The organism is Dorea amylophila (genome assembly GCF_025567265.1).
Taxonomy (GTDB): Bacteria; Bacillota; Clostridia; order Lachnospirales; family Lachnospiraceae; genus Dorea_A; species Dorea_A amylophila.
The window spans coordinates 118026-129942 of record NZ_JAOQJW010000009.1 but is presented as its reverse complement, the minus strand read 5'-3'; the positions used below and the strand labels follow the sequence as shown (position 1 = coordinate 129942).

The following is an 11917-nucleotide window of genomic DNA, read 5'->3' as shown; positions in this document are numbered from 1 at the left end:
AGAATTATAAAGAAAAAATAAGCTCAGGGAAACATTTTCATTGCGTTTTGTGCCTGAGCGAAGCGAAAGGAATGGATATAATGATGTATCAAACCGTATTAATAGAAAATATTACTACTGAAAATGTAACTGAAAAAATAAATGCTAAACTTATAGAAATGGAAAAACAAAGCTACAAACTTGTAACTATGTCATTTTGGGGAGCTGAAAAAGTTATCTTGGTTTTCAAGAAGGGATTGAAAGGCAGTTTGCTGTGATGTATTAAATAGAATTTTAGTCACAGATAAAATCAAGAACAGCAAAATATCATATTTGGTATCTTTTGTAATTTTTTTGAAATGTCCGAGATTTGTAACAATTCAGGCTGAAATTCCTTGAATTTTGTTCTTTTCTCGGACATTTCTGTGACATTTGTATTTTATAATAGAGTCATCATAAAGAAAGGCAGAAAGGAGCTTATAGAATATGAGTATTTTACAGACAATCGATTTAAAAAAATATTATGGTACAGAACCGAATATTACAAAGGCACTGGATGGTGTGAATTTTTCAGTGGAAGAAGGTGAATTTGTAGCGGTAGTAGGCACTTCAGGTTCCGGAAAATCCACGATGCTTCATATGATGGGAGGTCTGGACACGCCTACCAGCGGAAGAGTTATTGTACGGGGAGAAGAACTGGCAAAGAAAAACGATGAAGAACTGACGATTTTCAGGAGAAGAAATATTGGTTTCATTTTCCAAAATTATAATCTGGTTCCGATTTTGAATGTTTATGAGAATATTGTCCTTCCGGTAGAACTGGATGGAGATACGGTAGATCAGGGATTTATGGACGAGGTGGTTCATATGCTGGCTCTGGAAGATAAACTAAAGAATATGCCGAATAACCTCTCAGGAGGACAGCAGCAGAGAGTTGCGATTGCAAGGGCTTTAGTTGCAAAGCCTGCGATTGTGCTTGCCGATGAACCTACAGGGAACCTCGACTCGAAAACCAGTGCAGATGTTATGGGATTGATCAAACGAACCAGTTATGAGTTTCACCAGACAGTGGTAATGATTACACATAACAATGAGATTGCCCGACTTGCGGATCGGATTGTTCGGATTGAGGATGGAAAGATTGTAAGTTAGGGAGGCAATCATATGACATGGCCTTTTGAAAATAACACCAACGCTATTACGGAAAAAATTGCTAAAAATGACATAGATAAAAACCGAGTTAAAAAGGTTTTCTCGCTTACTACGATAGTCTTTGCAACAGCACTACTCATGATGTTGGTTATGTTTGAAAGCGGATATGAAACTACAAAAGATAGAATGGCAGAAGGGCAGCCACAAGTTGTTTTTTATGATCTTTCCCAGCAGCAAATTGAGTTGTTGTATTCAGAGGAAAATATCGAATCCATCAAAGTAACTGAAACAGAAAATGGATATGATGCTTCAATTACCATTGTTGATGCCACAAAAATGACGCAATATGGTTTTTCTTCTGCGGTCGATAATATATCTTCAAAATATGATATTCATCATGTAACAAGAAACGACTTATTCATGGATAGTTTGCCCAACGGAGGACTATTAAATCAGAAAAACATGGTTCTTATGGGTGTGGCAATCTTCATTATAATTGTGAGTGCTTTAGTAATTTACAATGTTTTCTATTTGTCTGTTGTAAATCAGGTGCGGCAATTTGGGCAGCTTCGTACTGTCGGAATGACACAGCAGCAAACAAAGAAAATCATCCGCTACGAAAGAAAATTTTTATGTAGAATTGGGGTTCCGATTGGTCTATTAATTGGTGACCTTGCTGGATATTTGTTGCAACCTGATGGTTGGGATTGGATCGCTGCGGTAGTCTGGGGGATAATCATTAGTGTTATCATCAATTTCGTTGTAAAAGTATCGTTAAATAGACCTACAAAAATAGCCCTCAGCATTTCCCCGATCCTTTCCAGCAAATATATGATGGAACGCTTTGATTGTAAGGTTACTAACAAAGAAAAACGAAAATTATCTTCTTTGGGGCTGGCAATCATAAGCATAACATCACACTGGAAAAGCATTTTAATTTCTGTGCTTTCTTTGGGCCTAAGCGGGCTTTTATTTGTCTTAGCTGCAACATATACCGCTTCCATTGATCCTGAATCTATTGTAAAAAAAGATGTCTACCAGTATGGACAATTTGTGATTGATACTACTGGTAAATACAGTGAGAAAGTTTCGGAAATTGAAAACTTCAAACAAAAGATAATGGAGCTTCCAAACATTAGCAATATAAAGCAAGTTGTTGAAACAGATATTAGTTGGGCAGGGAAAAATAGCACAGGCAAAGATCAACTTTCTATTATTACCGATAATGATTTTGCCTCTATTCAGCAATTCAGCGAATCAGGCGATTTGAATTATCAACAGCTTGTTCAATCTAACCAGATCGTTGCTGTAAATGGTGTAGAAGGTATTTCTAAAGGCGATACAGTAGAATTTACATTTGGGGATGGCACCCAAAAAACTTATACGGTGGGAGGCGTATTAGATGGTGATCTGTATTCAAATACAGCAATTTATGGAGGTTGGTTTTTAATGCCCACTGAATTGATAGCAGAAAATTCGGTTTCTTTTAATGTTTCTATTAGGTTGATTGTAAAGGCAAATGATACCGAATTGGAACACACCACAATATCTTTAGAGAAATTAGTGGATATGTCAGATGGATTAACGCTGACGACTATGCGAGAAGCAATTGCTTCAAAAGAAGCTACTATAAGGCAGGTAGGAATATCTATCATAGGCGTAACACTATTCTTGCTACTTTTTAGTATCATTACTTTCGCAAGTACAATTATTACAAATATAGCAACAAAAAAGCGGGAATACGCTATGTTTCAATCCATCGGTATGACTTGGAAACAAACAGAAAAAATGGCATTATGCGAAAGTTGTGTATTGGCTGTAGGGAGTTTGATACTTACTCTGATATTGGGAATTATTTTAGGGCAGATATTGATAAAAGGCTTGATAAGTGCAGGGGTTTTCTATTTGTCATATACATTTCCATTAGCATTGTTTACTGTATATTGCATTGTGGTAGTTCTGATTATTTTGACGATTACTATTTCAGCTTTTTACAGTTTACAAAAAACTCCGTTGGTTGAGAGATTACGGATTATAGACTAAGGAAGTAGACCCGACTAATATAAAAATGTCCGAACGTTGTAGCATTTTTTGCTGTACTACTCATGTTCGTGCAGGTACTTTACTCAATATATGCCATCCGTTATATGCGGAAACAATCTTTGGTAGAGCGAATTAAGATAACAGAATAAGGAGGTGGCAGGCTATGACTTGGCCTTTTGAAAATAATACAAACGGAATTATCAAGAATCTGGCGAAGAGAAATTTAAAAAGCGAAAAACGAAGAAATGTCATGGTAATAATATCAGTAGTTTTAGCTGCTTTTTTAATCAGTCTTTCCGGTTTGGCTGGAGTTTCACTGATGCAAACAGAAAAGAAGAAAGTGATAGATACTTATGAAGCAACTTATGTACAGGTAGATGAAGTGCATATAGAAGAGTTAAGAGAAGTGCCGGAATTTGCACGTGTGGGAGAATACTATATGTACGGGGAAGAAGTTTCTACACAGGGATTTAAAGGATTCTTTGCTTATACGGATAAAGAAACTCTGTATATGGCACGTTCCCAAATGAATTTGGCAGATGGAGACTTACCGAAAGAGAAAAATGAGATTGTGGTAAGTAAAGAATGGCTTTCAAAATTCTTCCCTGACTGTCATATCGGTGATCCAGTTACATTGGATACGGAAAGTTTTTCAGGTGAATATACTATTTCAGGCATCTTAGATACAACAGGGCAAGAAAAACAAAATATGTACTCTTTTCTGATCTCCAAAGAAATGCTAAAGCAGTGTACGAAGTATGAACCTGACGGATACTTTGCCTATGTACATCTGAATCATATAGATCAGTTAGACGGAGAACTTATTAAAGCTGACGTTCAGAAGATCAAAGAGGAGTTGCAGATACCTGGAGTTGGATTTCATGATGCGTACTTCCGTTATATTGACGGAGACATTTCCATGGAGAATGTTTTGCTACTTATGGCTTTTGCCGGTATCGTTTTGGTAGGTGGCTGCGTTGTAATTCAAAGTATTTTCCGTATTTCCATTATTGATAAAATAAAAAGTTATGGTCAGCTCCGAACTGTTGGTGCTAGCAAAAAGCAGATTATGCGTATTGTAAAAAAAGAGGGACACTCTTTAGGATGGAAGGGTATGTCTATCGGGATTTTACTTGGTTTAGGAGTGACACTTTTGTTATTTCCCAAAGGTTTTTCTCTTTCAGGATATCTTTTCGTGATGGGATGTACAGTATTGATCTGCTGGATCATGATTTGTCTGTCTATCCGAAAACCTGTGAAATTAGCCGCAAATATCTCACCAGTTGAAGCAGTTCGTTTTACTTCTCTTCAAAAGAAGATAAAGAATCGGGAGAAGAGAAAAAAGATTAGCCCTTGTTCTCTCGGAATGCTGAACTTTCGCAGGGATTGGAAGAAAACAGCCAGTATTGTGTTTTCTTTAAGTTTGGGCGGGATTCTGCTTTTGGCTGTTAGTTCTTTGCTGATTCTGCAATCGCCGGAAAAACTGGCAAGACAGTATTTTAAAAATGGGGATTACAAGATTTATATGGATTCGGATAAGGAACATATTGATCTTCTCAAACAGGGAAATCCATTGAATGAAGAATTGAAACAGGAAATCCTGGATATTGATGGAGTGGAAGAGATTCTGGTCACAAGGAAATCAGCAGGTTTTGAAGCCACTTCCCATGAAATTACTACGCGTGGTGTTTGCGATATGATTACCAAGAAAAATAGGAAACTTGTGGCACAAACTGTTGTAGAGGGAAGTATGCCTGATAACAATGGCATTTTATTGCCATACGATTATCGTGGTTTTGATGGGAAGGAAAAATTGGGTGAAACCATAGAACTTTCATTGGGAGAGAAAACAATTCCTGTAACCATATCAGGTTTTTATGATTTGGAAAAAACTATTTTTGCCAGTGGACATGGTCCAATCGGAGTGGATGGACCAATGATGTTTTTGTCGGAAGAACTGTTTCAGAAATTAATACCAGATGTAACTAATTTTGATTACTCCTGGGACATTGTCTGCAATCCGGAGAAATCCGAAAAAGTGGGAAAGGCTTTGGAGAATCTTGTTGTTTCGCATACCGATATTGGCTTAGATACCTTTGAGGATCGAGTAGATAGTTTTGGGTATATGAATGTAGCATATGGCATAATGCAGGTGATTTCATGGTTTATCTTTTTGTTTGGTGTGATCAACCTTATCAACACCACACTTTCCAATCAATATTCGCGCAGACAGGAAAATAGCGTGCTGCGTTCGATTGGGTTAGCGCCGAAACAATTAGCGCAAATGACAGTATGGGAAGGAATGGGATATGTGATTAGCAGTATTTTGCTTATGCTTGCCATTGGACTGCCAATTACGCTTCTGGTATGGAGAAAATTCAGTATCAGTGCTTACGCTGGACGAATCCTTCCTTACGAATTTCCATGGTTGCAGATGGGAGTATATGTAGTAGTACTTGTGACAGTAGAGCTTATTTTATCCGTTTGGACAATCCGCAGGCAGAAAAAACAATCCCTGATTGAACAAATGCGGTCAATGGAATAAGAGAACAGTGCTTTTGCTGAAAAGTGTAGAATATTTCGGCAAAAGCATTTTTTATGGAAAACATTTTTTTCTGAAAGAAAATAGGATATAATCAATCTATGTTTTGGAAGGATGAACATCAGAAAAACGGTATTTAGGACATTTCTGTAACATTTGAGGTTTAAAATAGCGATAAGTTTAGAAGATGGGAAAGGAAGAATCTGGATTGAGGAAGATTTTAATTGTAGAAGATGACAAAGTATTAAATAAAACGCTGGCTTATAATCTTACTGCAGATGGTTATGAAGTAACCTCTGCATACAGTTTTCAGGATGCAGTAGAACGATTGAAAAAGAGTGAATTTGATATTGCTCTGTTGGATATTAATCTGCCGGATGGGAACGGTCTGCATTTATGTGATGAGATCAGAGGAAGAGGGCAGCATACTTATATTATGTTTATCACCGCAAATGATAAAGAAGGCGATATGCTGAAAGGCTATGAAGCTGGATGTACAGATTATATTACAAAACCATTTTCAGTGATGGTTCTCTGCAAAAAGGTAGCCGCTGTTTTTGCAAATATGGAATTGCGGACACCAAAGCATGATGTATTTGAGGATGAAGTTTTGAAAATTGACTTTTCCGAGCAGAGTGCGGTTTTGGAAGGAAAAGTGATAGATTTTACACCAAAAGAATACCGTACCTTATTTTTATTTGTAAAAAATCCGCACATTATATTAACAAAGCGGCAACTGATTGAGAAACTGTGGGATATTGATGGGGATTTTGTAGATGAGCATACGCTTACTACCATCATCAGCCGGATTCGCAAAAAGATTGAAACAGATGAGCGAAAATATATTAAAACTGCTTATGGAATGGGGTATCAATGGATAGGCGGTGAATCACGATGAAATTACAGAATTTATCCACTAGAGCTTTTCTGCGGCTGATCGTTGGAGGTGCTTCGATGACATCGATTCTTTTGTTGTTCATCCTTTATGCCTTCACAAAAGATATAAGGATGATACTTGGTGGTTTCAGCGTGATGATCCTTCTGTTTCTATGGGGTGCAGTCTTTTTGCATTATTTCCAGAAGAAACTATCGGTATTTACAGATGGACTATGCCGAACATTAGATGAAATGATGGACAGTACCGTTCGTCCGCAAATAAATTATGAAGCAGAAACACTGTTAGCACGCATCAGCCATCGTCTGGAAAGATTGTATCATGTAATGCAGGAAACCCGGCATAAAGTAGAAGAAGAAAAAGCAGAATTACAGTCTTTGGTATCTGATATTTCGCATCAGACCAAAACACCGATAGCAAATCTAAAAATGCTCAATGACACGATGTTGACCAGAAGAATTACTGATGAGACACGTAAGGAATTTTTACATGCTACTGCCAGTCAGTTAGATAAATTGGACTTTTTGATTCAGGGAATGGTGAAAACATCACGATTGGAAACTGGTGTGATTACCTTGGAAAAGAAAGAAACAGCCATTGCGGATACACTTGTAGATGCGATAAATGGGGTTCTTGCTCCTATGGAAAGAAAGCATCTTCATTTATCCGTAAATTGTCCTGAAAATTTAACGGTTGCACATGACAGCCGCTGGACCTCAGAAGCATTGTTTAATCTTTTAGACAATGCAGTAAAATATACTCCGGAAGGCGGTGACATTCACGTAACAGTACAGGACTGGGAGATGTATTTGGAAATTGCCGTAACGGATACGGGAAGAGGCATTCCGGAAAGTGTCCAGGCAACAATTTTCAAACGATTTTATCGGGAAGAAGCTGTACATGATGTGGATGGGATTGGAATAGGATTATACCTTGCACGTGAGATTATCACTATGCAAGGTGGCTATATTACAGTTGAATCAGAGGTGAGAAAAGGCTCAACTTTCTCTATATTTCTTCCTCAAAGATAATGAAGCGGCGGTCTGTTTACTCAGACTGCCTTTTTTGAAAAATATTTTAGAAAAAAAGAATTTTAGGACATTTCTGCAACATTTGACCTTTACCATATACTCATCAAACAAAGAAAGGAAGTAGTGATTATGACAATTTTACAGACAAAGGATTTAAAAAAATATTATGGCACAGAACCTAATATAACTCGTGCTTTAGATGGTGTAAATTTTTCTGTTGAGCAGGGAGAATTTGTAGCAGTGGTAGGAACTTCGGGTTCTGGTGATTATGTTAAAATAAGACTAAGTTAGCAGATTCCTTATAAAATAAGGGCTCACGCCAATTTAGTCTTTTTTCTATTATACCATAAAAGGTAGAAAATTCATAGACCGGGAATGAATTTTTCATAGTAAAAATCAAATGGCAGGGGCTCTTAAAGATAGAAACCTATTGCTACTGGTCCTGTCAAAATTATATCCATTCTCACAGGCGGTCAAGTTTGTGAAAAACCATTCGGTTACAATATATTGAAAAAAATATGTTAAGGACTAGGTTAGTTAAAAGATTCTGTTAGCTGGCTTAGTCCTTTTTTTCTTGGGAGGACAGAGCAATGATAAAGGTGATTATGATTGTTGGAATAATTTTTTTCCTCGTTTCGTTGTATGCGTGTCTGGTGGCAGGCAAAAGAGCAGATGAAGAAATAAGTGCTTTATTTGAAAAAGAAAAGAAGCAGGGGAGTGAGGAATAAACGTATGAATGGAGGTATTTATAGCACTGGAAATGAAATTGTAGATGAAAATGCAAAACTGAATATATCTGGAAATATCATTCCGCAGGTGTGGTATCGGACAATCATCAGAGAAAGTGGAAAGCCAAATCTAACAGCTATTATTATACTGGCAGATATTGTGTACTGGTATAAGCCTACAGAAATCAGAGATGAAGGAACCGGACAGGTCATTGGGGTAAGAAAGAAATTTAAGTCAGACCTTCTTCAGAGAAGTTACCAGCAGATCAGCGAACAGTTTGGGATTTCCAAAAAAGAAGCGACAAATGCAGTGGTATTTTTAGAGAAGCTGGGTGTGGTAAAACGGGTATTTAGAACCATTTCCATGAATGGGATTGTTGTAAATAATGTTCTGTATCTGGAATTGATCGTAGACCGGTTAAAAGAATTGACTTATCCAGAAGAAACAGGAGCAGATCCGGTTTCCTTTGAAAAAAGAAGAGAGAAATCCAAAGCAGAGAAAATCAGTTCCCATACAGCCATAGAGGAAGAGATACATTTTGTAGAAGAGAGGGCTGTCCCTTTCCAAAGGAAGAGGGTGTCACCATTCAAAGAGGGAGCATACCCCGACAGGGAAACAGAGCCCTGGATACCCAAAGAGGTACCTCAGACTGATAGCGGGCAGACAAATACAGAGATTACTACAAAGACTACAGCAGAAAGTACCCAAAAGAATACAACAGAAATAGGGAATGGGTATAGAGATAATCCTATCTTATCCTATCAGGCAGCAGAAGAACAGTTCAAAGATCAGATTGATTATGATGCGATATGGATAGACAGACCTTTTGACAGAAAACTGCTCAATGAGATTGTAGGGCTTGCAGTAGATGTTTTGACGTCCAATGCAAAGACCATAAGGGTAAATCAGGAAGAACGACCTCTTGGCATTGTACAGGGAATGTATAAAAAGCTGGATAAGTTTACCGTAGAGTATGTGATAGACTCAATTAAGCAGTGTACAAGGAAAGCCAATAATATCCGGGCAGTGCTGCTTACCGCTTTATACAATGCCACATTGACAGCAAACAGCTATATATCCAATCTGTTTGCTTATCAGGAAGCTATCCCTCAGACGTAAGGAGCGTGATAGAAAGTAACAAAATTAAGAAAATTCAGGACAGCTCATGGATATACACAGAGAGAACTTGCGGCTGTCTTGGGTATCAGTCTTCGGACGTATCAGAGGATTGAATACGGACAGCAAAAGCCAAATGTCTATGTAGTTGTCCTGCTTCAGCGGCTATTTCAAAAAGATATTAGTGAGATTATGGAGGAATATACAGAATGAGGGAAGAAAGGTTTCGTATTCAGTGCCCCAAACATTTTCTGGTTGGAGATTCAGAGCATTTTGAAAAATCTTCACAGGAAAAGGATTCGGATTTTGTAGTAGATTATGCTCCACCGGAAATATTTGAAGCCGGGATTGTTTTACAGGAGATGGGGACGGAAGGAGAGACCTATTGCACAATGTATGTCTATTTTGCCCCAGAGGAACACATGCCGGTTTATATGGACAGCATGAAATACGACTTACAAAAAGTATCCATTCGGAAAATCTTTGTTGATACCGAAGAATATCTCATAAAAGTAAATGAGAAGACAAAAAAGTTTTGTGCAGGTGAGGACGGTTGTTGGGGTTCCTATACAGAACTTTACCGGAGAGAGAACGGGGAACGTCAGACGGATGCAGTGATTGTTTTTCTGTGTATGCCAGATGAAATGAAGTTTCAGGAAATGGAAGCGGTGATGGGGGAACTGTTTGACAAACTTCCTGTGATAAACAAAGAAAAGAAAGAAGCAGGTCAAGAACCAAAGAGAACAAGATAAAATACAAACTATAACTTTCAGGAGGATAAGAACGTGGAAACTAAAATGATTATTGGAATTGATCATGGAAACCGTAACATGAAAACTGCAAATACTGTATTTTCAGCAGCAATCCAGCCTTTGCAGGCAAGGCCGGACAGCCTGGAACACATTCTGGAATACCAGAACCAGTTTTATTATGTGGGTGGGAAAGTACCGGAAAAGGAATGCGTAGATAAGACAGAGAATGAAAACTATTATCTTCTTACCCTTGCAGCACTGGCGCAGGAAATGCGCTGCCGGGGACTGACAGACGCTTCCGTAAAAATGGGAGCTGCCCTGCCACCCAGAAGATTTCAGCAGCAGAAAGAAAATTTTAAGAAATATCTGTTAAAGACAAAGGAACTGCATTTCCGCTATGAAGGAGTACATTATCATGTGTCTTTGGAAAATGTGTTTGTTTTTATGCAGGGGCATGTGGTGATCCATACGCTTTTAGAAGCGGTTCCCGGTTATTGCCTTTTAGTAGATATTGGTGGAGGGACTACCGACCTGGTAGAGTTTGTTGACGGAATGCCGGACGGGAAGTATTCGATTTCGGATAAGGCAGCTTTGTATTGTATCGGAAAAGTCAATGAGGAAGCCATTGCAAAAACAGGGGCAGGGGTACCGGCATACATTACAGAAGCATTTATGAGGACAGGAAGCTATGACTGCCCGAAGCAGTATCAGGAAGTGATTATAAACTGTTTGAAATCCTATGCAGAGGAAATTTATGGTATCATACAGGCAAATCATTATAATCTGGACCTGACCAAAATGGTATTCATGGGAGGTGGTTCTTCCATTGTGGAGCATTTTGGAGCTAATGAGGGAAAAGATGTACAGTTTGTGACGGATATACATGCCAATGCAAGGGGCTGTGAAGAAGCAGTGAAAAGTATTATCCGGGCAAAACAGAGGAAAATGCGGACGGCATGATAGGAAGTGAATGCTTATGGATACGGAAAAAGTATATACTACTTCACTGCGGCTGTATAAAAACAGGCCGGTACATCATCAGGCATACCGATATCTGAAGGAGTATAACAAAGATATTTTCAAGACGAAAGACGATTTCATAGCAGAAGCAATCGTTTATTTTGCAAAATACCTGCAGCAGGAAGAAGATGTACAGCAGATGAAACTATTAAATACCCTTCTGGAGAACCAGAAAGAACAATTTTGTAAAATCGTAAAAGAAGCGGTTTCAAAGGCACAGGAAGAAGCCTTTGAGAAGCGGGGTGTGCTGGAAAAGACCGTTCAGGGAGAACTTTCTGACGGTGGAACGATAGCAGAGAACAGGGAAAAGGAAGAAGCCTGTATGGAAAAAGATTTACGGTTTGCGGAATTTTATGGGGCATTTGAAGAATAAGGAGGAAAAAGATATGGCAGTAGGAAGAAGTGTATGGGAAGTTGTAAAAGGGATTTTCATTGCAGTGGGGAAACTGCTGTATCTGACAGGGAAACTGGTGATATGTTTGTTTCTGCTGGTTCTGCAGCTTGTTTTGGCAGTGTTCCATGCAGGAAGCAGGGAATAGAAAGGGGATTGACGGGTGCATTGGATACGGGACAGACCGTATACAAAAGATAGAAAAAAGAAGATAGAAAATGGAAAGCAGGCTTGTGTGGCCTGCTTTTTTTGACGAAAAAATGAAAA

The 11917-nt window shown here is 38.4% G+C and carries 12 protein-coding genes and 2 pseudogenes; all 14 read left to right on the top strand.

Going from position 1 to position 11917, the window contains the following annotated elements:
* Positions 1-257, top strand: a 257-nt coding sequence (locus tag OCV72_RS07530) for a hypothetical protein (protein ID WP_055057148.1), incomplete at its 5' end; no start/stop codon positions are given.
* A gap of 208 nt (positions 258-465) precedes the next feature.
* A complete protein-coding gene (locus tag OCV72_RS07525) occupies positions 466-1131 on the top strand; it encodes an ABC transporter ATP-binding protein (protein WP_055057149.1) in 666 nt (221 codons plus the stop codon).
* A gap of 12 nt (positions 1132-1143) precedes the next feature.
* A complete protein-coding gene (locus OCV72_RS07520; RefSeq protein WP_055057150.1) occupies positions 1144-3174 on the top strand; it encodes an ABC transporter permease in 2031 nt (676 codons plus the stop codon).
* Between the two features lie 163 nt (positions 3175-3337).
* Complete coding sequence (locus OCV72_RS07515) at positions 3338-5719, top strand: ABC transporter permease (protein WP_055057151.1); 2382 nt, start codon at positions 3338-3340, stop codon at positions 5717-5719.
* A 205-nt stretch (positions 5720-5924) separates the two neighbouring features.
* On the top strand, positions 5925-6614 hold the full coding sequence (locus tag OCV72_RS07510; RefSeq protein ID WP_055057154.1) for a response regulator transcription factor: 690 nt from the start codon (positions 5925-5927) through the stop codon (positions 6612-6614).
* A complete protein-coding gene (locus tag OCV72_RS07505; protein WP_025577427.1) occupies positions 6611-7642 on the top strand; it encodes a sensor histidine kinase in 1032 nt (343 codons plus the stop codon). The genes OCV72_RS07510 and OCV72_RS07505 overlap by 4 nt, the downstream gene beginning before the upstream one ends.
* A gap of 129 nt (positions 7643-7771) precedes the next feature.
* A pseudogene (locus tag OCV72_RS07500) lies at positions 7772-7906 on the top strand (ABC transporter ATP-binding protein); the annotation flags it as partial.
* 326 nt (positions 7907-8232) lie between these two features.
* Positions 8233-8370, top strand: a complete 138-nt coding sequence (locus OCV72_RS07495; RefSeq protein ID WP_155512674.1) for a hypothetical protein — start codon at positions 8233-8235, stop codon at positions 8368-8370.
* A 4-nt stretch (positions 8371-8374) separates the two neighbouring features.
* Positions 8375-9490 carry a DUF6017 domain-containing protein gene (locus OCV72_RS07490; protein WP_055056112.1) on the top strand — a complete coding sequence of 372 codons (1116 nt, stop codon included), beginning with the start codon at positions 8375-8377 and terminating at the stop codon, positions 9488-9490.
* A gap of 33 nt (positions 9491-9523) precedes the next feature.
* A pseudogene (locus OCV72_RS16785) lies at positions 9524-9700 on the top strand (helix-turn-helix transcriptional regulator); the annotation flags it as partial.
* Positions 9697-10239 carry a hypothetical protein gene (locus OCV72_RS07480; RefSeq protein WP_025577432.1) on the top strand — a complete coding sequence of 181 codons (543 nt, stop codon included), beginning with the start codon at positions 9697-9699 and terminating at the stop codon, positions 10237-10239. The pseudogene OCV72_RS16785 and the gene OCV72_RS07480, both read left to right, overlap by 4 nt.
* A gap of 33 nt (positions 10240-10272) precedes the next feature.
* On the top strand, positions 10273-11199 hold the full coding sequence (locus OCV72_RS07475; RefSeq protein WP_025577434.1) for a ParM/StbA family protein: 927 nt from the start codon (positions 10273-10275) through the stop codon (positions 11197-11199).
* A gap of 16 nt (positions 11200-11215) precedes the next feature.
* Positions 11216-11632, top strand: a complete 417-nt coding sequence (locus OCV72_RS07470) for a hypothetical protein (RefSeq protein WP_025577436.1) — start codon at positions 11216-11218, stop codon at positions 11630-11632.
* 13 nt (positions 11633-11645) lie between these two features.
* Positions 11646-11798, top strand: coding sequence for a hypothetical protein (locus tag OCV72_RS07465; RefSeq protein ID WP_155512673.1), 153 nt, complete (start codon positions 11646-11648; stop codon positions 11796-11798).
* The last annotated feature ends 119 nt before the right edge of the window (positions 11799-11917 follow it).

Bases quoted from the DNA above. Each gene is read 5' to 3' on its own strand.
- OCV72_RS07495 (WP_155512674.1), top strand. From the start codon at position 8,233: ATGATAAAGGTGATTATGATTGTTGGAATAATTTTTTTCCTCGTTTCG.
- OCV72_RS07465 (WP_155512673.1), top strand. From the start codon at position 11,646: ATGGCAGTAGGAAGAAGTGTATGGGAAGTTGTAAAAGGGATTTTCATT.
- OCV72_RS07515 (WP_055057151.1), top strand. From the start codon at position 3,338: ATGACTTGGCCTTTTGAAAATAATACAAACGGAATTATCAAGAATCTG.
- OCV72_RS07470 (WP_025577436.1), top strand. From the start codon at position 11,216: ATGGATACGGAAAAAGTATATACTACTTCACTGCGGCTGTATAAAAAC.
- OCV72_RS07525 (WP_055057149.1), top strand. From the start codon at position 466: ATGAGTATTTTACAGACAATCGATTTAAAAAAATATTATGGTACAGAA.
- OCV72_RS07520 (WP_055057150.1), top strand. From the start codon at position 1,144: ATGACATGGCCTTTTGAAAATAACACCAACGCTATTACGGAAAAAATT.
- OCV72_RS07505 (WP_025577427.1), top strand. From the start codon at position 6,611: ATGAAATTACAGAATTTATCCACTAGAGCTTTTCTGCGGCTGATCGTT.
- OCV72_RS07480 (WP_025577432.1), top strand. From the start codon at position 9,697: ATGAGGGAAGAAAGGTTTCGTATTCAGTGCCCCAAACATTTTCTGGTT.
- OCV72_RS07490 (WP_055056112.1), top strand. From the start codon at position 8,375: ATGAATGGAGGTATTTATAGCACTGGAAATGAAATTGTAGATGAAAAT.